Source organism: Kribbella solani (genome assembly GCF_014205295.1).
Lineage (GTDB): Bacteria > Actinomycetota > Actinomycetes > Propionibacteriales > Kribbellaceae > Kribbella > Kribbella solani.
In genome coordinates this window covers 5,109,862-5,132,449 of sequence record NZ_JACHNF010000001.1, presented here as the reverse complement: position 1 = coordinate 5,132,449, position 22,588 = coordinate 5,109,862, and the positions used below count along the sequence as shown (strand labels likewise).

General features: G+C 67.6%; 17 protein-coding genes. 7 read left to right on the top strand and 10 right to left on the bottom strand.

The window, feature by feature from the left end; all coding sequences use genetic code 11:
* Position 1: 1 nt before the first annotated feature.
* Complete coding sequence (locus HDA44_RS23340) at positions 2-1,540, bottom strand: cellulose binding domain-containing protein (RefSeq protein WP_184837800.1); 1,539 nt, start codon at positions 1,538-1,540, stop codon at positions 2-4.
* Between the two features lie 28 nt (positions 1,541-1,568).
* The gene (locus HDA44_RS23335; RefSeq protein ID WP_184837798.1) at positions 1,569-3,332 is read right to left on the bottom strand and encodes a glycosyl hydrolase family 18 protein; all 1,764 of its coding nucleotides are present in this window, start codon (positions 3,330-3,332) and stop codon (positions 1,569-1,571) included.
* A 202-nt stretch (positions 3,333-3,534) separates the two neighbouring features.
* On the opposite strand from HDA44_RS23335, the gene ssd reads away from it, so the two are divergent.
* The 7 genes from ssd (at position 3,535) to HDA44_RS23295 (ending at position 12,384) form a co-directional block, all read left to right on the top strand.
* Positions 3,535-4,659 (top strand): septum site-determining protein Ssd, encoded by a 1,125-nt coding sequence (gene ssd, locus HDA44_RS23330; RefSeq protein ID WP_184837796.1) that lies wholly within the window; start codon positions 3,535-3,537, stop codon positions 4,657-4,659.
* Between the two features lie 315 nt (positions 4,660-4,974).
* Positions 4,975-6,567 carry a TadA family conjugal transfer-associated ATPase gene (locus HDA44_RS23325; protein ID WP_184837794.1) on the top strand — a complete coding sequence of 531 codons (1,593 nt, stop codon included), beginning with the start codon at positions 4,975-4,977 and terminating at the stop codon, positions 6,565-6,567.
* A gap of 1,029 nt (positions 6,568-7,596) precedes the next feature.
* Positions 7,597-8,316 carry a type II secretion system F family protein gene (locus HDA44_RS36770; RefSeq protein ID WP_202887511.1) on the top strand — a complete coding sequence of 240 codons (720 nt, stop codon included), beginning with the start codon at positions 7,597-7,599 and terminating at the stop codon, positions 8,314-8,316.
* Between the two features lie 299 nt (positions 8,317-8,615).
* On the top strand, positions 8,616-9,089 hold the full coding sequence (locus HDA44_RS23310; RefSeq protein WP_184837792.1) for a DUF4244 domain-containing protein: 474 nt from the start codon (positions 8,616-8,618) through the stop codon (positions 9,087-9,089).
* Positions 9,090-9,161: 72 nt separating this feature from the next.
* Positions 9,162-9,992 carry a TadE family type IV pilus minor pilin gene (locus HDA44_RS38985; RefSeq protein ID WP_420488542.1) on the top strand — a complete coding sequence of 277 codons (831 nt, stop codon included), beginning with the start codon at positions 9,162-9,164 and terminating at the stop codon, positions 9,990-9,992.
* Positions 9,993-10,983: 991 nt separating this feature from the next.
* The gene (locus HDA44_RS23300) at positions 10,984-11,604 is read left to right on the top strand and encodes a response regulator transcription factor (RefSeq protein ID WP_184837788.1); all 621 of its coding nucleotides are present in this window, start codon (positions 10,984-10,986) and stop codon (positions 11,602-11,604) included.
* 66 nt (positions 11,605-11,670) lie between these two features.
* Positions 11,671-12,384: a hypothetical protein gene (locus HDA44_RS23295; protein WP_184837786.1), complete on the top strand. Its 714-nt coding sequence runs from the start codon at positions 11,671-11,673 to the stop codon at positions 12,382-12,384.
* 41 nt (positions 12,385-12,425) lie between these two features.
* Here the strand turns inward: HDA44_RS23295 and HDA44_RS23290 are convergent, their stop codons facing one another.
* From HDA44_RS23290 to HDA44_RS23255, 8 genes are all read right to left on the bottom strand, one after another.
* Positions 12,426-13,673: a CehA/McbA family metallohydrolase gene (locus tag HDA44_RS23290; RefSeq protein ID WP_184837784.1), complete on the bottom strand. Its 1,248-nt coding sequence runs from the start codon at positions 13,671-13,673 to the stop codon at positions 12,426-12,428.
* Between the two features lie 67 nt (positions 13,674-13,740).
* On the bottom strand, positions 13,741-14,874 hold the full coding sequence (locus HDA44_RS23285; RefSeq protein ID WP_184837781.1) for an ABC transporter ATP-binding protein: 1,134 nt from the start codon (positions 14,872-14,874) through the stop codon (positions 13,741-13,743).
* A gap of 28 nt (positions 14,875-14,902) precedes the next feature.
* Positions 14,903-15,724, bottom strand: a complete 822-nt coding sequence (locus HDA44_RS23280) for a carbohydrate ABC transporter permease (protein WP_184837779.1) — start codon at positions 15,722-15,724, stop codon at positions 14,903-14,905.
* On the bottom strand, positions 15,721-16,659 hold the full coding sequence (locus HDA44_RS23275) for a carbohydrate ABC transporter permease (RefSeq protein ID WP_184837777.1): 939 nt from the start codon (positions 16,657-16,659) through the stop codon (positions 15,721-15,723). The genes HDA44_RS23280 and HDA44_RS23275 overlap by 4 nt, the downstream gene beginning before the upstream one ends.
* Positions 16,659-18,089, bottom strand: a complete 1,431-nt coding sequence (locus HDA44_RS23270) for an extracellular solute-binding protein (RefSeq protein ID WP_184837775.1) — start codon at positions 18,087-18,089, stop codon at positions 16,659-16,661. The genes HDA44_RS23275 and HDA44_RS23270 overlap by 1 nt, the downstream gene beginning before the upstream one ends.
* A 631-nt stretch (positions 18,090-18,720) precedes the next feature.
* A complete protein-coding gene (locus HDA44_RS23265) occupies positions 18,721-19,500 on the bottom strand; it encodes an RICIN domain-containing protein (RefSeq protein ID WP_184837773.1) in 780 nt (259 codons plus the stop codon).
* Positions 19,501-19,829: 329 nt separating this feature from the next.
* Positions 19,830-20,222 carry a hypothetical protein gene (locus HDA44_RS23260; RefSeq protein WP_184837771.1) on the bottom strand — a complete coding sequence of 131 codons (393 nt, stop codon included), beginning with the start codon at positions 20,220-20,222 and terminating at the stop codon, positions 19,830-19,832.
* 36 nt (positions 20,223-20,258) lie between these two features.
* Complete coding sequence (locus HDA44_RS23255) at positions 20,259-22,568, bottom strand: DEAD/DEAH box helicase (protein WP_184837769.1); 2,310 nt, start codon at positions 22,566-22,568, stop codon at positions 20,259-20,261.
* Positions 22,569-22,588: the final 20 nt, after the last annotated feature.

Genomic DNA, 22,588 nt, shown 5'->3' with positions numbered 1-22,588 from the left:
TCTAGAAGCCCGCGGTGATGCGGGTGAAGTCCCAGTCGCCCTGGGCGATCCCACTGCAGTTGGAGACCACGCCGCCGCCCGCGCAGCCGCGATCCCGGTTCACCGACCAGAACGCCAGCCGGCCGAGCCCGTTGCTCTTAGCCCAGTTGGTGATGTTCTGCCAGGTCGCGGTGGTCGTCATCTCCTGCTGGTCGGACACCCCGTTCATACCGGAGATGCCCTGGTGCGCGTACGCCTCCGCCGTGGACCAGCCGAAGGTGGCCTTCAGCTTGTTGTTCAGGCCCTGCGACGCGGCGACCGTGTCGTTGTAGATGTTCGAGCTGCCGAAGTCGAACGGCATCAGCGTGAAGATGTCGATGTTCGCACCGAGTGCCTTCGACCGGTCGATCAGCCGGTTGCCGTAGTACGTCGGCCCGGTGGTCGACGTACCGAACGTGACCACTGTCTGAATCCCGGGGTTGTTCTGCTTGACGATCTTCAGCGCCGTCAGGATGCGGTCCTGTACTGCCTCGTTCTCGAACTCGTCGGAGTTCTCGATGTCGATGTCGATCGCCTTCAGGTGGTACGCGTTGATCACCTGCTGGTACGCGCCGGCGAGTGCTTCCGGCGTACTGCAGTTCGGGCCGAGCTTATTGCCACTCCAGCCGCCGAACGACGGTACGACGTCACCACCGGCCGCACGGATCGCGGCGATCGCGTTGGCGTCGGCACTGCCTTGCAGCGGGCGGCTGCCGTCCCAGGCCGGGTTGCAGCCACCGGACGAAAGTACGAACGCCATCGTGAACCACTTGATCCCGGTCGCGTTCATGACGGTCGCCGGGTTCGGCGGGTCACCCCAGCCCATGTACAAGTACGGCGCTGCCTGCTTGGTCCCCGTACTCCCGCCGGTGCCGGTCTTGACGGAGACGCTGGTGCTCTTCGCCCCTTCACCGGCGCTGTTGGACGCACTGACCTGGTAGCTGTAGGACATGTTCGCAGCAAGACCGGAGTCCGTGTACGACGTGCCGGCGGGGGAGCCGACCTTCGTACCGTTCCGGTAGACGTTGTAGCTGGTCGCACCGGAGGATCCTGACCAGGTGAGGCTGACGGACGACGCGGACGCCGTACCGGACAGGCCCGTTGGTGCGCCGGGGACAGTGCCGCCACCGCTACCGGAGCACGAGCCGCCGTTCAGTCGACAGGACGCGACACCGGCAAAGTTGCCCGGACTGCCGTTGAAACCGAAGCTGGTAGTCGCGCCAGGGGCCAGCGGTCCGGCCCAGCTTGGCGGAGTGAAGGTATGTGTCTGTCCACTGCTGCTGTGGTTGGCGTCCCAGGTACTGGTGACGGTGTAGCCGGACGGGAGGTCCAGCGCGACCGACCAAGTGCTGAGCGGACTGGTGGTGCTGTTGGTGACGGTCACCTTGCCTTCGAAGCCACTGCCCCAGTCGGACACTTTGGTGAAGGTGGCGGTGACACCCGCGGCGCTGGCCGCTGGTGCGGTGAGCAGGGCGAAAACCACCGCGGTGATGGCCGCTATCGCCAGGGAGATGCGTTTCATGATGCTCCGATCAGTGGGCGGTACGTGATCAGACCCGGCTCCAGAGCGCGGGGACGTTCGGTGGCTCCCAGCCGGTCAGGGAGGTGTGTCCCTGGATGCACTTGTAGATGACGCCGTTGTAGGTCACGAGCGCACCGGTGGCGTACGTCGTGTTCGGCGCCCAGGGCGTGGCGGTGCCCGGGGGTGTGGTTGGTGGAGTGGTGGGCGGAGTGGTCGGGGGAGTTGTCGGCGGTGTCGTGGGTGGGGTGGTCGGCGGGGTAGTCGGCGGGGTGGTGGGTGGGCCGCTGCAGCCTGGTGTGCTGGCGTTGACCGCGTCGACCACGTTGTTGAACAGGGTGACGTTCGGGTCCAGTGCCTCGAGCGAGTACATCATCGCGCCGGCCAACCCGTTGCAGTGCTGGTAATCAGCCTTCGCCTTGATCGACTGAGCGTTGTCACCGGACCAGAACGTGCCGTTGCTGTAGAACCACGATGACTTGGTGACGTCGTCGAAGTGCGTGGCCGACGGGTTGTCGACGAAACCGGTCAGCTCCTTGTAGAACGAGACACCCGGTACATTGCCGCTCAGTGCATGCCCATCCGCCGGTCCGGTCGCGGTCTGGTACTTGCCGTTGTCAGTGGCCGGCACACCCTTCCATCCCCTGTAGTAGAAGGGGTACCCGATGCTCAACTTGTTCGCGGGGAATCCGCCGGGGATGCCGTACGCCGCGTCACCGGTCGTCCAGGCCTTCACCGCGGAGTCGATCGAGTACTTGCCCTGTCCTGGCGGGATCGGGTTGCTCGGGTCGTTCGGCGCGGTGTACAGCGGGTCCTGGAAGTTCGTCGGACCGGTCGCCTCCCAGCCACCGTGCATGTCGTACGTCATCACGTTGTTGTAGTCGAGGTACTGCCCGATCTTGTTCGTCTCGATCGTGGCGATCTTGTCCTGGCCGGACGGAGTGGCCGCGGTGAGGTAGTACTTCTTCCCCGTCTGATTGCCATAGGCATCGAGTTGTGCGCGGAACTCGGCCAGTAGCAGTGTGAAGTTCTGCTTGTCCGCCGCGCTGTAGTGGTTGCCGACATGGCCGCCCGGAGAGCCCGGGTACTCCCAGTCGATGTCCACCCCGTCGAAGATTCCGGCTCCGGTACCTGGTCCGCCGAAGCCGTCGATCACCGGCAGATCGCCCTTCAGGAACATGTTCACGCACGAGCTGACGAAGGCCTTGCGCTTCGCGTCCGTGGAGGCGGCGTCGGAGAAGTACTTCGAGTACGTCCAGCCACCGATCGAGATCAGGATCTTCAGGTTCGGGTACTTTGCCTTCAGCTTCTTGAGCTGGTTGAAGTTTCCTTGGATCGGCTGGTTCCACACGTCGCCGACTCCGTCGACGCTGAGGTCGGCACCGTACGACTTGCCGTAGTCGGCGAACGCGTCACCCGCGCCGTCGCCGGCACTCGGGTTGTTCTCGTCCTGCGACGCGGCCTTGTTGGCCATGAAGCAGGTGTGATCGGTCGGGTGGATGTTCGCGAACGCGTAGTTCAGGAAGTCCAGCTTGCCGGCCACGCCGGTGGTGATCAGATTCTTTGGGTAGAACGCGTTGGCGTAGATCCCCCACTGGGTGAAGTACGCCGTCTTGACGCCGCCGCTGGTCGCCTGTGGCGCGGCAACGGCTGCTTTTGCTGGGTTCTCGGCGTTGGCGGTGCTGGTGCTGGTGCTGGTGCCGGTGTTCGGGCTCGCGAGCGAGACGCCGGCGGCGGAGATCAGGGCGGTGGCCGCGACGGTGGCCGTGGCGACGAGCGTGCGTAATCGACTCATCAGATTCCTCCGGAGCGTGGGGCGGAAGCGGTCCGGTGACTTTAGTTAAAGACGCTTCGAAAGGAACGGTAGCCCTTCCCGGCGGCTGGGTCGCCGCCTCGCCGTGGCGGGTTCCCGCTGCTGGCGGAAACCCGACAACCCTTTGTCCACAGGCAATTCACTGCCCATCCGAAACACCCCCCGGCAACGGCATCTTCTAGGCATGGACCCACAACCCCCATCGGTGCTGATGGCAACTACCAACGACGACCTGCTCGAAGATCTGCTCCGCCTCACCGCGGCCGCCTCGGTCACCCCGCTGGTCGAGCCCGACCTGCTCGGCCTCCGGCGCAGCTGGCACACCTGCAATCTGGTGGTCGTCGGCAGTGACCTCGCCGAGCCGCTGGCCCGTGTTCAGCCCGCGCACCGCCCCGGCGTCGTCGTGGTCGGTTCTGCCTTCGACGGCGACGGGCTGTACCGCTGCGCCTTCGACGTCGGCGCAGACGTCGTCTGCCGACTACCCGACGACGAGGCGCTGCTGGCCGGCAAGATCTCCGACGCCCTGGACGGCACCACCCGCACGGCCGTCACGCTCGCCTTCGTGGGTGGCTGCGGTGGAGCCGGTGCAACCACCCTTGCCGCCGCCGTGGCCGTCCTAGGTAGCCGGCGCGGCTTCCGCACCATGCTCATCGACGGCGACCCGTTGGGTGGCGGGATCGAGCTTGCCCTCGGCATCGAAAACACCCCCGGCGACCGCTGGCCCAAACTTCTGAACGCCTCCGGCCGCATCAGCGCCGCCGCTCTCCGCTCCGCCCTGCCATCCGTCGACGACCTGGCCGTCCTCTCCTGGGACCAGTCCGATGTCACCGTCCTCCCACCCGAAACCATGACCTCGGTCATCGGCGCCGCCCAACGCAGCAACGACCTGGTGGTCCTCGACCTCCCACGCCGCCCCGACCCCACCGCCGAGGAAGGCTTCATCCGCGCCACCGCCACCCTCCTGGTAGTCCCCTGCGACGTCCGCTCCACCGCCGCCGCGAAACGCCTGTCCGGCCCTCTCCACGCCGTAGCCGCCGACCTCCGCCTGGTAGCCCGCCAGTCCCGCCAAACGCTCTCCGCCGCCGACGTAGCCACCCACCTCTCCTTGCCCTTAGCAACAAAACTCGGAACCGACCGAGCCCTCCCCCTGGCAATGGACCAAGGCCACTTCACCCCCCACCCCCGAAGCCCCCTAACCCAAGCCGCCACCACCCTCCTGAACCTCTTCAACCCACCCACGCCCCTCTACCCCGACGCAACCCCGACCTCACACAACCGCCGCCACCCACCACCGCACACTCCCCACTAACCCAGCTCACCGCCACCGAACGCCATCTCCCACCGCACACCGCCCGCTGACCCAGATCACCGCCACCAAACGCCGCCTGCCACCGCACACCGCCCGCTGACTCAGTTCACCGCCACCGAACGCCATCTCCCACCGCACATCACCCGCAGACCCAGATCACCGCCACCAAACGCCGCCTGCCACCGCACACCGCCCGCTGACTCAGTTCACCGCCACCGAACGCCATCTCCCACCGCACACCGCCCGCTGACCGAGTTCACTGCCACCCAACGCCGACCCGACCTGCACCAGCCCCGAATACCAAGGCGGCCCCGCATGCTCACTCCACTCGCCAACCGCACCACCATCGCCGACGTCCCAGCCGACCTCCTGGACCGAGTCCGCACCACCCTCGCCCTGACCGGCGCCGCCCCAACCCCCACCAACGTGGCAGCCGCCCTCCGCGCCGACGGCACCGTCTGCGGCGACGCAATGGTCCTGGCAGTTGTCACAGCCCTCCGCAGAGAAGCCCTCGGCGCCGGCCCGCTCGACTCTCTGCTCGCCGAGCCAGGCGTCACCGACATCCTGGTGAACGGCCCCGGCGAGGTCTACATAGACCGCGGCCACGGCCTGGAGCTGGTCCCCATCCACACCGGCGACGAACCATCCATCCGCCGCCTAGCCACCCGCCTGGCCGCCGCAGCCGGCCGCCGCCTCGACGACTCGACCCCATACGTCGACGTGCGCCTCTCCGACGGCACCCGTTTCCACGCCGTCCTGGCGCCGATCGCCTCACCCGGCACGTGTCTGTCCCTCCGAGTCCCCGCCCGCCGAGTCTTCACCCTCGAAGACCTCATCACCGCCGGCGCATTACCTGAAGCCGGCGCCACGATCCTCCAAGACCTCCTCGACTCCCGCGTAGCGTTCCTGATCAGCGGCGGCACCGGCACCGGCAAGACCACCTTGCTGAACTCCCTCCTCTCCCTGACCGATCCCGCCGACCGCCTGGTACTGGTCGAGGACGCCAGCGAGCTACACCCGGCACATCCCCACGTGGTCCGCCTGGAAGCCCGCCCACCCAACGTCGAAGGCTCCGGCGAAATCTCCCTCCGGGACCTCGTCCGTCAAGCCCTCCGGATGCGTCCGGACCGCCTGGTAGTAGGCGAGGTCAGAGGCCCCGAGGTAGTGGACCTCCTGATCGCTTTGAACACAGGCCACGAAGGCGGCTGCGGCACCATCCACGCCAACTCCGCCGCCGACGTCCCAGCCCGCCTGGAAGCCCTCGGCGCCCTGGCCGGCCTCCCACAACAAGCCATCCACAGCCAAGCAGCCTCCGCCCTACACGCCGTCATCCACCTGACCCGAACCCCCACCGGCCACCGCCGAATCGCCGAAATCCACACCCTCACCAGATCCCCCCACGGCCCCCTAACCACCCACCCCGCCGTCACCTTCCACCCCAACAACACCCTCACCCTCCACCCACCCGCCCACCTCTTCACCACCCACCCCACAACCCCACCCACCCGCCTCACCACCACCTACCCCGAACCTGCACCTCCCGACCCCACCCCCGACCACGGCACCACCACCGGCCTCGCAGGCCGACCCGCGCAGCCCAACAACCCGCACCCGAAGACCCAGCCTTCAACAACCGCGCCCACGCGTCCGGTAAATCCACCCCGGCGCCCGGCAACTCCACCTACACAGCCAGGAACAACGAACCCCGGAACCTCACCCCGACAGCCCGCCCCGACGCGCCCCACAACCCCGCCCAGCCAGCCCGGCGTACGCCCCGCGACGCCAGCCGCGCAGCTCACCACCCCCTACCGCCTCCCCAACACCCCCGCCCCAGCGCCAAGCATTGCCCGACCCGCCACGCTCACCGCATCTCACCTTGCGCCAACCGCATCGACCAGCACCCGATGACCACCCCCTTCCTCGCCGCCCTCCTAACTCTCCTGACCTGCACCCTCGCCGTCCCCTCCCGAACCTCCAGCCTCCACCGCCTGAACCCGCACGCCCCCAAACGCCGCCGCCCGCGATTCGCACCCACACAACAACCAAGCTCGAAGCCCTCGCCCCCGAACTCCACGCCGCCCCCAACCTCCCATCACCCCCAGCGAAAACACCCCTCGCCCAACAACCTCCGATGGACCCGCAACCTCCGATGGACCCGCAACCTCCGATGGCTCCGCAACCCCCGAGCTTGGCTCCTCGCCCCACCAGCCCTGCTGATCCCCGCCCTACTGGGCCCCCAAGCAGTAGCCACAACCCTCGCAACCGCAGCAGTTCTGACCCTCATCGCCACCCAACGAGCCCACCACCAGCAACGCAAGTCCGAATCAGCCCGTCGTACCCAAATCATCGAAGCCCTCGACGTACTAGCCGCGGACCTATCAGCCGGCCGTCCACCAATCGCCGCCCTGGAAGGCGCCGCCTCCATCAGCCCAGACCTGGAAGTAGTCCACGCCGAAGCCAACCTCGGCGCCGATGTCCCCACCGCCCTCACCCGAGCCTCAACCACCCCCGGCGCCTCAAGCCTGCGCGCACTAGCCGCCGCCTGGCGAGTAACCGAACAATCCGGAGCCGCCTTTGCCACCCTCACCGAACGCCTGGCCAACTCCCTCAGATCCGACGAAGCCGTCCGCCGCCAAACCGAATCCAGCCTCGCCGGCGCCCACGCCACCGCCCGCCTACTCGCAGCCCTGCCCGCCTTCGGCATAGCCCTCGGCTACGCCCTAGGTGCCGACCCCCTCACCTTCCTCACCGCCACCCCACCCGGCTGGCTCTGCCTCGCAACCGGCCTAACCCTCACCGCCACCGGCCTCCACTGGACCACCCACCTAGCCAACCCCCCAACCTGACGCCACCCTCCAACGTCACGCCACCCGGCCTGCCGCCAAGCCCACAGCCTGACGCCAAACCTCGAACCGACGCCGGACCTGAGCCTCAACCATGCCAAGCCTCCTCGCCGCCACAGCCGTTGCCCTAAGCACCTATCTCCTGATCCCGCCGCGCCCCGACCTGGGCCGCCTCACTCCACCCCAGCCATGTACCAAACCGCGACCCAAACCCCCACGTCCCATCCGCCTCGCCACCATCGCGGCATCCCTGACAACCCTCTTCCTCATCGGCCTGCGTTGGGGCGTACTCCCCGCCGCCCTCGTGTACTACGCCCTCCCGAAAGCGATCTCCCGCCTGGAACCAGCCGCCACCAAGCAACGCAACGCCCAACTGGCCCGCGACCTCCCGCTCGCAATCGATCTCCTGACGGCCTGTCTCCGCGCGGGCCGCCCGCCTCAACACGCCCTTACCCTCGTAGCCGAAGCCCTCCCCGGTCCTTTGGCTGATGTCTTCACCCAGATCGCCCATCACCTGGCGCTAGGCGCCGACCCCGCAGCAGCCTGGTCCCGCCTACGCGCCGAGCCACCCTGCGTACCCCTCGCCCGAGCCATAACCCGCTCCCTGCGCTCCGGCGCCCCACTCTCCAAAACCCTCGAACACCTCTCCGACGAATCCCGCCGTACCCGCCACCACACAGCCGACCAACAAGCCCGCTCGGCCGAGTCCCGAGCCGCCCTCCCACTAGGCCTCTGCTTCCTACCGGCCTTCGTCTTTCTCTCAATCGTCCCCACCATCGCCGACGCCCTGATCCCTGCCCTCCTCAACCCCTAATCCACAACCCCAAAAGTCATCACCACAAAACCCACCCAACAACGGCATGTTCTAAACGAGCCCCACCCGCCAGCTCACCCAGGAGTCCCCAGATGCCGACCCAAGAAGTAGCCCAAAGCAACAACCCCCAACACGCCAACCTCCACCCCACTCCGACCACAACCCACCACCGCAACCAACCCAGCCACTCCACAGACCCCGACCAGTCCACGGGGCCGGACCAGTCCACGGGGCCGGACCAGTCCACGGGGCCGGACCAGTCCACGGGGCCGGACCAGTCCACGGGGCGTGACCAGGTCATGGGGCCGGAGCAGGCCACGAAGCCCGATCACTCGACGAACGCCGACGATTGCACCGACGCGGACCGCACCACCGAACCCGAGCGCACCACGCAGTACGAGCCCACTACGGAACCCGAGCGCCCAACGACCGAACTCCCGCTCGTCGGCCGCCCAGCCACCGACCGGCGTCCCGCCCTAGACCTACCGAGGCCGGCCAGGCCGAATGCCCTCGAACACCTGCAGCCCCGCGCCACCCCACGATGCCAACACACGCGGACGTTCACCTCTCTGAGGCCGCGCGTCCTCAGATCCCTGCGACTCCGCACCGAACGCGGCGCCGCCACCGCCGAGTACGCAGTCACCATCGTCGCCGCCTGCACCATCGGCGGCGCCCTGGTCGTCCTCTTGAGATCCCCCGCGATGACGAACGCCCTCAAATCCATCATCAACTACGCGCTCAAGATTGCAGGCGTAGAAGGCGTACACCTCTAACCCACAACCCTCTCAAGCAGGCGACCGGTCGGTCCACCCCTCCCGACCGGTCGCCACCTCCAAGGAGTCCTCATGCCCACCAACACACCCATGCCCGCGCCCGTACGCATGCCTTCCGACAAGTCCGTGCCCGCCCACATAACCGAGCCCGCTGACGGACGAGTCGCGTCCGATGCGCCCGAGCCTGAGAGTGCACGTGTGCCCGACGAGGCCGCACCGAGTGGCGTGCTCGCCGACGTATCCGGCACGGCCGGCAGACTCAGCACGAACGACAAGACCGCCCGTCCGGCTGACGTACTCGACGTCCGCGTATCCGAGACCGTTCACCGCGCTTCGCCCGGCGGGGGCGGGTGCTGCGAGCAGCACGACCAACGTCCCCAGCCGTATCAACACGCGACTGAGGAACCCGGCTCCTTCGGCGCTGATCCCATCCGCAGTCGCAGCAGACGTCGCAGCCGGGGTCCGGGCCGAGGGTGCCTTCTGCCTGGGCGTACGGCTCGACCTTGGCGTACTGCTCGGGCTGGGCGTACTGCTCGAGTTGGGCGTACGGATCGGGCTGGGCGTGGTGCTGTGACGGCCGAGTTGGCGATTGTGCTTCCGATGTTGTTGTCCCTTCTTTTGTTGGGTGTCTGGGCTATCGGGTTGGTGATTCTGAATCTGCAGTGCATCGACGCCGCTCGAGACGTTGCGCGTGCGGTGGCGCGGGGCGAGTCACCAGATGAAGCCCAAGCCATCGGACAACGTGCAATTCCTGGCGGTACGGTCGCCATCGCGCGCGACGGGTCTGATGTCCGGGTGACTGTGTCCGCGGCGCCCAGGCGTACGCCGCCGCTCATTGGGCGGCTGTTCGCGCCGCGGCTCACTGCGACTGCGGTCCTTCAGGTTGAGCCGGAGATCCAATGAGCCCGCGCAATGAGAGAGGTCGGCGTCGCGAGTGGAGCTGGTCGGGCGAATGGGGCCGGCCGAGCCAATGGAGCGAGCCTGTTGCGTGGTGTTCGCGGGATGAACGGAGCGCGCCGGCTGGTCGGAGCGGGCGGGCTCGACGGAGTGGGCGGGCTGGATGGAGTGGGTGGGCTGGTCGGATTGGGCGGGCGGGACGGCGCCGAGGGTCCGATCCACGGACGTTTGCGGGGCGGGGCGATCGGACCGGGTCGGGCGGGTGGGGTCCGTGGGGTGAGCTGGGCGATCGGCGTGCGAGGGGTGCAAGGGGTGGGCGGCGTGCGAGGGGTGAGAGGGGTGGGCGGCGTGCGAGGGGTGAGAGGGGTGGGCGGCGTGAGAGGGGTGAGAGGGGTGAGCGGGGGAGTTTGACTGTTCATGCGGTCTTTGCGGCTGTGCTTCTTATGGCGGCGGTTGGTGCGGCGATGCTTTGGTCGAGCATTTCCACGGCGCGGCACAAGGTTGCGGCGGCGGCTGATCTGACTGCTCTCAGCGCCGCGCAGTCGCTGGTCACTGGTCAACCGACAGCTGCGCCGGTCGTCAATGAGCAGGTTGCCGATCGGGTGGAGGGGGCAGAGCCTGAGGGGTCAGGGATGGGCGATGTGGGCGGGAAACCTTGTGAGGTTGCGGTACGGGTGGCACGGCTTAACGGAGTGCGGGTTATTGGTTGTGTTGTCGATGCGGGCGCTGTGACGGTGCGGGTTTCGGTGCAGGTTGAGCTTCCGGTGGGGACGGTGTCACTTGATGCGAGTGCTCGCGCAGGGCCTGTGTGAGTGGAGGTTTGCTGCGACGTCAGCAGGCGCGGTGCACGCCGGGTCGCGATCTGGTCGCAATCTGGTAGAGATGCCGCGTTGATGTGGACGTGGTGTGCGAGGGCGCTCCATGATCTGAAACCGAGTACTGCTCATCTTCCCGGACGTACTTCCCCGGCGCCCGGACGGTTACCTCGGAGGCTCGTTTGCCCGACCGGATTCGGCTGCTGCTGGTCGATGACCAGATCCTCAACAGAGGCTTGCTCCGCAGCGGTCTGGAACGCGAGCGCGATCTGGAGATCGTTGCCGAGCTCAACCGTTCCGACGATGTGGTGGGCGCGGCGAAACGGCATCGGGCGAACGTCGCGCTGGTCGACGCGGCCGGGCCGGGGAACGACAGCATCACGGTGACGACAAAGTTGCGTACGTCGATGCCGGAGTGCCGGGTCGTGATGCTGACGACGTACGGTCGGCCGGTGCACTTACGGCGAGGGCTGGATGCGGGCGCGAAAGGGTTCGCGCTGAAGGGGAGTCCGGCGCCGCAGCTGGCGGATGCGGTGCGGCGGGTGCATCTCGGGCTGCGGGTGGTTGACGCGAATCTAGCGGCGGAGAACCTGAGGTACGCCGAGACGCCGTTGAACGAAGGTGAGACCGACACCTTGCGGGCAGCGCGTGACGGCGGGTCGGTGGCGTTGATGGCGAAGAAGCTGGATGTGTCCGAGCGGGTGGTTCGTACGCGGCTGTGGTCGGCGATTGGGAAGACCGGGGCGCGTACGCGGTTTGATGCCGTGCACATCGCCGAACAGAACGGTTGGTTACTCGACTGAGCGGGCCGCCGGCCACACCGGGCGGGGGTTTCGGATGGGGTGGGGTTGGGCGGGCAGACTGGGGGGATGGTTGAGGTGCGCGGGCGGGTGGTTGTGGTTGACGCGGCGAATGTTGTCGGTTCGCGGCCGGATGGGTGGTGGCGGGATCGGGTGGGGGCGGCTCGTCGGTTGTTGAGTCGCTTGGTTCTGCTGCAGGAGCAGTTGGAGGGTGTCGAGATTGTCGTCGTGCTGGAGGGTGCGGCTCGGCGGGCGGTTGCTGGGGAGGGCGCGCCGGATGTTGGGCGAGTACGGGTGGTCCTTGCCGAGGGCTCGGGGGACGACACGATCGTCGACGTCACCGCAGCCGCTGTAGCGCAGGTCGGTCCGGTCGATGACACGACTCGATCGGATCACAGGGACGACGCGGCTCGATCGCGCAACGCGGACGACACCGGTGGCGCAGACGCCGTGGGCGACGCGGATGGCGCGGACGATGCGGACGGCGTGGGTGGCGCGGACGGTGCGGTGGGTTCAGGCGGTGCCGACGGCGTGGGTGGCGCGGACGGTGCGGTGGATTCGGGTGGTGCCGACGGCGTGGGTGGCGTGGGTGGTGCGGTGGATTCGGGTGGTGCCGACGGTGCGGGTGGCGTGGGTGGTGCGGGTTGGGTGGGGCGTGGTGGGTGGGGGGAGGTTTTGGTTGTTACTGCGGATCGGGGGCTTCGGGGGAGGGTGGAAGCCGTGGGGGCTGGGACGACTGGGCCGCGGTGGTTGCTTGAGCAGTTGGATGGATTGCCTGGCTAGTGCGTCTCGAGGGGCGTGGGGAGACGACCTCGGTTGAGGGGCTAGGTGCAGGTGGATAGGAGTTGGCCGGTGTGGGTTATTAGGAGGTGGGGGCCGGGGGTGGCGGGGAGGTGGGTGTTGGTTGTGCGGATGGGGTGACGGGTGCCGGTGGGGGTTATGACGATTGTGTTGGGGGCGTTCAGGGCTACCAGGTGGTCGTCGGCGCGGACGAGTACGGGGGCGGTGTAGGACCAGGAGAGGGCGGTTCGGCCGGCTGCTAGGGCTTCGAGGGTGGCGGTGGGGAGTTCGTCGGGGCCTTCGGCGTTGGCGTCTACGGCTACCCAGGTGGTGGGGGCGCCAGGCGGGGTTGGCGAACTCGGGTTGTGCCAGTCGCTGCCGCCGATCGGGGTGGTGCCTTCCAGGCCCCACGCTTGCCACCAGGCGACCGGGCCGCCCCACGTGTGGTCCAGCCAGGACGAGTGCCAGATCTCCGCGAGCGGTGGGTGTTCGGGGAGTGGATGGCGCCAGGAGCAGTCGCCGCCCAGGGGGTGGTTGATGGAGAGGAGACCGCCGCGACGGGCGACCTCGGATACCCAGGTGGCGGCAGGGCGGCGGAAGTCGATCGGGCCGATGGGGCCGAACGCGTTCGCGTGGCCGGTGTCGGTGGTGACCTCCTGGCCGGGGATCAGGCCGATGCCGAACTGTTTGCTCACGGACGGGAGTTCCGCGTGGTGGGCGACGGTGTTGTGGTCGGTGACGGCGAGTACGTCGAGGCCGGCTGCGACGCCGAGGGCGGCCAGGTTCGCGACCGGTGTGGAGCCGTCGGAGTGCAGGGAGTGGGCGTGGAAGTCGGCGGCGATCCACTTCAGGCCGGCGGAGGCGGGGAGCGTACGGCGTGGTGGGCGTGCGGGGACGGCGATCGTGGCGGTCGCGTCGGCGTACTCGCGGAGGCCAGGGATGTCCGTGACCGGGCCGGTGACTGCTTCGACCAGGAGTTCGACGCCTTCGACGGGGAGGCGGTGCAGGCCGAGGACGATTGACCAGGTGCCTGGTTCGAGTTCGCCGGGTACGTAGCCGGGGGTGGCGGCGTCGGGGGTGATCGCGAAGGTTTGGCGGGCACCGCCGGACCAGCCGCGCCAGCCGGTCGCGCCTTCACAGCCGAGGTCGACGACGGTGCCGGGTACCGGTGGGACGGTGAGGGTGACCAGCAGGCCGGGGCAGTCCGGTGGGATGTCGACCGGGAGGGAGTGCCAGACGGACTCGGCTCGGTCGTCGAGCGTCCAGCGTCGGCGGTACGAGGTGACTGCCATCGGGTCGGCTCCAGGCGTGGCGCGATCGAGTGGTCGTGCGATCGGGACGGTTACGGGACGGGGGTGGTCACGCGACGGGGGCTGGTTGGTGGGTCAGGAGGTCGCCGGTGTCCTTGGTGTAGAGGAGGACTCGGGTGAGTGGGGCGGTGAGGGTTACGGGGGTGCCGGGGGCGGGTTCGGTTTCTTCGGGGACGGTGACGCCGATCAAAGTGCCGTCGCAGTCGACGGTGACCAGGGACTGAGTGCCGAGGTTCTCGGCGACTACGACGGTGCCGCGGATGGCGGGGCCGGGGATGTCCGAGGTGGTCAGGGTCAGGTATTCGGGGCGGACGCCGACGGTCACCTCGGCGCCGGCGGGGGTGGAGATGGTTGTCGCGGGCAAGGAACCGCCTGCTACCGAGACCACGCCGACCGCACCGTTGACGGACTCGGAGTCGGCGGGGGTGCCGGCGGAGGTGCTTACTTTGCCGGGGAGGAGGTTCATGGGGGTGGAGCCGATGAAGTTGGCGACGAAGGTGTTGGTGGGACGGGCGAAGACTTCACGTGGCGAGCCGAGTTGGCGGAGTTTGCCGGATTCCATCACCGCGATCCGGTCGGCGAGGGCGAGGGCTTCGGCCTGGTCGTGGGTGACGAAGACGGTGGTGATGCCCAGGTCGCGCTGGAGCTTCTTCAGGAAGGTACGGGCTTCGAGCCGGAGGCGGGCGTCCAGGTTCGAGAGGGGTTCGTCGAGCAGCAGGACCTTGCCTTCGGAGGCGATCGCGCGGGCCAGGGCGACGCGCTGTTGCTGACCGCCGGACAGTTGGCCGGGTCTGCGCTCGAGCAGGCCCTGCAGTGACAGTTCGCCGGCGGTACGTTCCGCGGTTTCGGTACGGGTGGCCGCGGCGACCCGGCGTACCTTCAACGGGTACGTGATGTTCTCCGCGACGCTCATGTGCGGGAAGAGGGCGTAGTCCTGGAAGACCATCGCGACGCCGCGCTTGCCCGGTTCGGTCCGGGTGACGTCGGTGGCGTCGATGCGGACGGTGCCTTCGGAGGCGGTCTCCAGGCCGGCGATCGTCCGCAGCAAGGTGGTCTTGCCGCAGCCGGACGGGCCGAGCAGCGCGAAGAACTCGCCGTCGGCAACGTGCAGGTCGAGTCCGTCGACGGCGCGTACCCCGTTCGGGTACACGGTCGCGAGGCCTTCGATGTCGATGCCCGCCATCAGAAACCGATCCTTTCGTGGACAGACATCAACTCTTGATCCCTCCGTGGAAGCGGAACCCGTAACGCGAGTTCACCAGCAAATAGAGCACGACGACCGGGATCGAGAAGAGCAGCGAGAACACCGGCAGGACCTGCAGGTTCACGCTGCCGCCTTCGTCGGTGAGGGTCTGCATCAGCACCGCACCGGGCTGCTTGTCGATCGACCGGATCAGCAGGAAGGGCACCAGGAAGTTGCCCCACGAGTTCACGAACGCCCAGACCATGATGGTCGCGAGACCGGGCCGCGCGACCGGGAGCACGACGTCGCGCAGGATCTGGCCGGTGGATGCGCCGAAGACCCGGGCCGATTCCTCGTACGACTTGGGTACCGCGTCGACGAAGTCCTTCAGGATGAAGATCGCCGCCGGCAGCAGGCCACCGGTCATCACCAGCGCGACGCCGAACCGCGAGTCGATCAGTCCGAGCTGGAACATCATCACGAAGATCGGCACCATCGCCGCGGTCCCGGTCACCACTGATGACAGCAGCAGCAACCCGTACAGCAACGCGTCCCGTCCCGGAATCCGCACCCGGGAAAGCGCGTACGACGCCAGCGCCGCGAAGGCGGTGACCGCGATCGCGGTGGTCACGCAGATCAGCAACGAGTTGACCATCGAGTGCAACGCGTACGGGTGGTCGAGCGTTTTGCGGACGTTGTCCAGCGTCCAGTCCGGCCAGCGCACCCCGAGACCGGGGTTCTTGTCGAACGGTGCCGACGCGATCCACAGCATCGGTACGGCGAAGAACAGCGTGATCGCGCAGATCAGGACGTAGAACCCGATCCGGCGTACGACGTACCCGGGCCTCATGCACGCCTCCGCAACAACCGCAGGTACACCAACGACACCAGCAAGTTCGCGATCAGCAGCAGGAACGAGATGGCCGACGAGTACCCGAGCTCACCACCCTGCAGCGCGACGTTGTAGATGTAGACCGGCACTGTCTCGGACTCGTGGTTCGGTCCGCCCTTGGTGAGCAGGAACGGCGAGAAGTCGTTCGCCGTCCACAGTGAGATCAGCAGCGTGTTCGTCAGCACATGTCCGCGGATATGCGGGAACACCACGTCCCGCAGCGTCTGCCAGCCCGATGCACCGACCATCCGTGCGGACTCGAGCTGCGACGGCGGTACGGCCTGCAGCGCCGACGAGTAGAGCATCATCGAGAACGCCGTACCGCGCCAGGTGTTGAACACGACGAGGCAGATCATCGGGTAGTCGATCAGCCAGGCGGTACCGGGCGTACCGAGCAGGCTGTTCAGCGTGCCGCCGTCCCGGTCGTAGAAGGCGACCCACAGGTACGCGACCACCGTCGACGGCAGGATCCACGCGAGCAGGGTGAAACCCTCGACGGTACGGCGAACCGCCGGCCGGGTACGCCGGAGGATCCAGGCCAGCGTGAAGCCGAGGATGTTCTGCCCGATGATCGCCGAGCCGAGGACGAACAGCATCGTCAGCCAGAGCGCGTTGTGGAAGAGCGCGTCGTTCAGCGCCTTCGTGTAGTTGGACAGGCCAACGATCGACGGCGACACCGCCTCGACGCCGGTGAGCCGGTAGTTGGTGACGCCGATGTAGATGGTCCAGAGCGCGGGGAAGATCAGGAACGCGCCGATCAGCAGCAGCGCGGGCGCGACGAAGCCGAGGGCCCGGCCGATGCCGAGGCCCGCGACGTCACGCGCGGGTCCCCGCGCCGGTCCACGTCCCGGTGCCGGTTTCGCGGGCGCCGGAGGTGCGGAGGCGGAAGTCATCAGTTACTGGCGACCTTGTCCTTGCCGCCGACCGCTGTCTCGACCGCCTTCTGGTACGCGGACGCCGTCTGGTCGGTGCTCTTCCCACCGACGATGTCCGCGGTGGCCTGCTGCAGCGCCGCCGACACCTTCGGGTACTCGGCCAGGCCCGGGCGGTACTGCGTGAGCGGCAGCACCTTCTCGGCGACGAAGCTCAGCATCGGGTCGCTCTTCAGCACCTCGCTGTTGACGTCCGACCGCTGGGTGATCTTGGCGGCGCCGTCCAGCGACTCCTTGACCATGTCGGCGGAGTTCATGAACTGCAGGAACTCCCAGGCCTGCTGCGGGTACTTGGTGTTCGGGTTGATCACCGTCGCGCCGCCGCCGGACATTGAGACGAAGTCCTGACCCTTCACGCCGCCACCCGGCTTGGCAGCCGGGATCAGCGCGTAGCCGACCGCGCTGTCCCGGTCGGCCATCTTGGCGACGCCCTCCTTGGGCTCGACCACGCTGCGCCAGAAGTAGTCGCTCTCCAGCAGGATGCCGATCTTGTTCGCGGCGAACTCGGCGAACGACTTGTCCCGGCCCTTGGCCTCACGCTGCAGCACCGGGTCGCCCAGGCCGGTCGAGTAGATCTGGTGGTAGAAGTCCAGTACCTGCCGGAGCTGCGAGTTGTTGCCGAGCCACTTGCCGTCGGCGTTCACCGTGGTGCCGGTGCCGACCAGCAGCGGAAGTACGCCCTGCATGGTGGTCGCCTCGCCCATCGCCGTACCGGCGTTGATCTGGATCGGGGTGACACCGGAAAGCTTCTTCAGCGCCTGTCCGGCGGAGATGATGTCGTCCCACGACTTGGGCTGCCAGTCCGCGGGCAGTCCGGCCTGCTGGAACAGTTTCTTGTTGAAGTACAGCACGCGGCCGTCCGTACCGCCGGGGACGCCGTAGCGCTGGCCGTTGTAGCTGCCGAGTGCCTGGACAGCCTCCGGGATCTGCTTCCAGCCGTCCCACTCGTCCACCTTGCCGTCCGCGCCGACGGTGTCGTTCAGCGGCTTGATGTAGTTCGCCTGGGCGAACTCACCGACCCAGATGCCGTCGATCTGGAACAGGTCCGGGCCGGACTTGTTCGACAGGTCGAGGGACAACTTCTGCTTGTAGACCTCGTCGTCGGAACCGTCGCCCTGGAACTTGACGGTGACATCGACGCCCTTGCCCTTCTGGTCGGCGACGAACTTCGGGATCAGCACGTCGGAGATGAAGGTCGCGCCGGCGCTGCTCTTGCCGCCCTTGACCGAGTTCGAGCCGAAGGTCAGCTCGACCTTCTTCGCCTCGGCGTTCCGGTTCGCGTCCTGGCCGCCGCTCTCGCCGGAGCCGGACGAGCCGAGACAGCCGGTGAGCAGGGCGAGGGCCGCGGCGCCGAGCACGCCGGCCGTGGTCACCCGGGAAAGAGATCGCATCAACGCTCCTAGCGAAAGTGGTCCACACGAAAGCCGGTCGAAGAACAGTGCGAAGAACAGTGAAGGTCAAAGATTGGCACTCCCCGGCGACTATGTGAAGACTTTTTCCCAACCCGATGGCGAACGTTGTCAGGGGCTTACGGCAACCACCGGTCCGGCTGTCAAGTCGCGATCCCGCCTGACGCGTTGCGGAAAAGTTAAAGGATGCTCAAGGTTCCATGGCAACAGGTAGTCGAGTAGATACAGAACGTGATCGGCAGAGGTAGCGTCTTGCCGACCGGTTCAGTGGATCGGAGGTGAACGACATGGGACTACTGCACGGAGTTGCCTGCCTTCTCGACGACCTGCTTGATCACTGCCATCACTGGTGCTGGTGGTGACCGTGGCCGCCTGGTGACGGCTGCGGGCCGGACGGCCGCGCGGTGACGACGACTCAGGGCTCCCGCTGACGCGCAAGCAGCGGGGACAACCGGGAGTCATCCCCGAGCATCGAGCGACCGTCTGGCCGGCTCACCAGACAAGACAACGGAACAGCAGTGTCGATCCGAAGGAGAGAAAACGGCCGGCCCCGACGATGTCGGGGCCGGCCGTCCTCTGTAGGGCACTGGGCCCAGTTGGGATCCTCCTTGGATCAGCGCTGCGCCAGCTGCATCATCTGCTTCGGCAGCTCGGTCATCTGGGCCGGGATCGGCACCTGCGGCCGGACCAGCTGCAACAGGCTGGCCGCGGCGCCCGCGATCGGCAGCGGCAGGGCCAGGCCCAGCGATGCCAGCAGCGCGTTCACGAGTGCCAGCACGGCGCCCAGGATGTCCAGGCTCGGTACCGGCAGCCCGGCCCAGGCCTGGATCGGCGTGCCGGCGGTGCTCATGCTGCCGGTCGGTTGTGCCTGCTTGGCCTTCCCCTTGCCAAGCAGCGAGGTCAGGGCGAGACCGCTGGCGGCGTTCACGAACGTGCCCGCGCTCTCGTCGTAACTCCACTTCTGACCGTCACCACCGCGGCACGGCAGTACCAGGAGAGGCGCGGAAGCCGGCACCTTGGCCACGTCCGCACCGCTGTCCAGGCAGGCACCGGTCGAAGCAAGGGCGCCACCGACGCTCTTGCTCATCGCGACCTGCAGCTGGCCGGACTTGGTGTAGATCCACTCCTGGGTCTTGCCTTCCTTGCCCGGAGCGCAGGCCATCATGACCGCCATCGGAACCTTGTCCGCGGTCACGAAGGTCAGGCAGTACCGGGTGTCGGAGCGGGTGGCGATCTGCTGGGCCACACCGACCTGAACGGCCTGTGACGAAGAACCGGACGACGAACCACCGGAGGTGGGATTCGCGGCCTGGGCCGGGATGGCGGTCGCCAGCGCGACGCTGACCGCGAGTACCACCACGCCGGTGCGACTGAACAGCTTACGGATGATCAAGACAACCTCCAGAGGTCGTGCTTTCTCAGAGCGTCAGGTCGTCGGGACCACGTGGCGCGAGCCGAAATGCCGGCAGTGACTCAGCGCAACGTTGACGCCACAACCAGTAAGGCACAGGTCGGACCGGGGAGGTTATGCCGATTCCGCGAAACTTGATGCCAATGGCAACTAACTGCCAGCCAGCGATCGTTGCGCAAGGCATCGGTATCGGGCTGCGGGACCATTGTGCTGGTGCCGTGTCGTGGTTGTGAACTGTTCGAGATCCGCCGTTGCCGGCGGGTGATTCGAGTATATCGCCGCGTCGGCTGATGCCGGAGGCAACAGAGTTGTCAGTGCGGCTGGTGCGTCTGCCGGTGCTCTTCGGTGTGCTCTTCCGCAACCGCCGGCTCGTCCGTACGAGCCGCTTCGTCGCTGCCCGCGTCAGGCCGGCTGTCGTCGCGGTCCGTGGTCAGCTCCGGGGCGCTGTCACCGTGCGTGACCTGGCTGCGGAGGTCGCGCATCTCCTTGCGCCGGCGGTACGTCCGCCCGAGGCCCTTCTTCAGCAGCCACGCGCCGAGTACCAGACAGGCGCCGGTGACCGCGCCGAGGAAGAACACCGTCGGTACCGCGACGCCGAAGTCGACGCCGAAGACCTCCAGCTTGGTGGACGCGGTCGATGACACCGAGACGCCCAGGCCGAACAGCACGGCGAGGACGATCAGGACGATTCCGAGAACGGCCATGGCAAGCTGCCTTTCTGCCGGCGACGGGCCGGCCTTTCAGGCCTCACTGCTCAGAAGTGCGGTGAGCAGCACTACCGCGCCGCTCTTGTCGAGTGGGTTGTTCTGGTTCCCACACTTGGGTGACTGTACGCATGAGGGGCATCCCTCCGTGCAATCACAGTGTGCAATCGCCTCGCGTGTCGCCGTCAACCACTCGCGCGCCGCCGCGTACCCGTGTTCGGCGAATCCGGCGCCGCCCGGGTGGCCGTCGTACACGAAAACGGTCAGCCGGCCGGTGTCCGCATGCCGCGCGGTGGAGACGCCGCCGATGTCCCAGCGGTCGCAGGTGGCGAACAGCGGCAGCAGGCCGATCGACGCGTGCTCGGCCGCGTGCGCCGCGCCTGGCACGTCGGCCAGCCCCAGACTCTCGACCACGCTGTCGGGCACCGTCCACCACACTGCCTTGGTCCGCAGGGTGCGCTCCGGCAGGTCCAGTGGCTGCTCATCGAGTACGTCGCCGGTCGCGATGAGCTTGCGCTGGTACGAAATGACCTGGCTGGTCACCTGGACCCAGCCGCGGGACAGCTCCGCCGTACCCCAGGTGCAGGTCTCTTCGGTGGCGAGGATGCCGATCTCGGTGACGTCCCGTGCGAACGTCGTGTAGTCCGGGGAAGCCGGCTCGACCACGGCGGCGTGCTCGTCGAGATCGAGCGATCGCACCAGGTACGACTCGCCGCCATGCACGTACACCGCACCCTCATGTACGGAGGAATGTGCCGAGCCGCCATCGACGGTACCGAGCAACCGCCCGGTCTGGTCCTCGACGATCTGTACGGTCTTGCCGCCGGCGGACCGGATGTCGATGGCATCGACAGCGCGCTCCCGCCGGGTCCAGAACCACCCGTGCGGGCGTTCACGCAGCAGACCCTGCCGGACAAGTTGGGCGATCACCGTTTCGGTCGTACGCCCGAAGATCTCGAAGTCGGCGGCGGTCAGCGGGACCTCCTGCGCGGCAGCGCACAGCTGCGGGCCGAGGACGTACGGGTTCTCCGGGTTGAACACAGTTGCCTCGACCGGTCGGCCGAAGATCGCACTCGGGTGCCGCACCAGGTACGTGTCCAGTGGATCGTCCCGTGCGATCAGTAGCGCCAGTGCGTCTCCACCGGCCCGCCCGGCGCGACCGGCCTGCTGCCAGAGCGATGCGCGCGTGCCAGGCCAGCCAGACAGCAGCACGGCGTCCAGTCCGGCAATGTCGATGCCGAGCTCCAGCGCGTTGGTGGCAGCCACTCCAGTGAGCTCACCGCTCTGCAGCATCCCCTCAAGCCGTCGGCGCTCCTCCGGCAGATAGCCGGCCCGGTACGCCGACACCTGGTCCATCAGCGTTGGGTCGACCTCGGCCAGGTTCTCCCGGGCGGTCATGGCAACGGACTCCGCGCCACGGCGAGAGCGGACGAACGCGACAGTGCGGACACCTGTCACGACCAGGTCGGTCAGCAGGTCTGCTACCTCTGCCGTAGCCGACCGCCGGACCGGTGCGCCGTTCTCACCGTGTAGAGAGGTCAGCGGCGGCTCCCAGAGCCCAAAGGCGACCCCACCGCGTGGGGAGCCATCCTCTACTACCTCCACCATCGGCAGACCGGTCAGACGCTCACCAGAGCTGGCAGGCTCAGCCACGGTCGCTGAAGCGCAGACGAACACCGGATGAGCACCGTACTGCGCGCAGACCCGCCGCAGCCGCCGCAGTACGCCAGCGACATGTGCACCGAAGACACCGCGGTAGTGGTGACACTCATCCACCACTACGTACTGCAGGCAGCCCAGGAAGCGTGCCCAGCGTTGGTGGTTGGGTAGCACCGACCGGTGCAGCATGTCCGGGTTGCTCAACACGTACGTCGCGTGGTCGCGCGCCCAGTCCCGCTCCGTACGCTCCGAATCGCCATCGAGGGTCGTGGGCCGCAGACCAGGCACCGTGTACGACGAGACCGCGCGGAGCTGGTCATGTGCCAGGGCCTTCGTCGGAGACAGGTACAACACGGAAGCGGTCCGGCGATGGGGTGATGCGGCCTGCGCGATGCTCAACGTCGCGAAGGCCGGCAACAGGTACCCGAGTGATTTGCCTGAGGCCGTGCCGGTCGCGACGACGACATGCTTCCCCGCGTACGCCGCCTCGGCCGTGGCGATCTGGTGCGTCCAGGGCGCCGTGATGCCCGCGTCACGGAGCTGGCCGAGCACCTCGTCCGGCACCCAGCGCGGCCAGGCACATGTCTGCCCGAGCCGTGGCGGCACGGTTTCGACATGCGTCAGCCGCTCGTCCCGCCCGGCGGCCAGGCGCTTCAGGACGGCCGCCGCCTCACCACCCGCACGCATGCGGTGAGCCTATGTCCAGC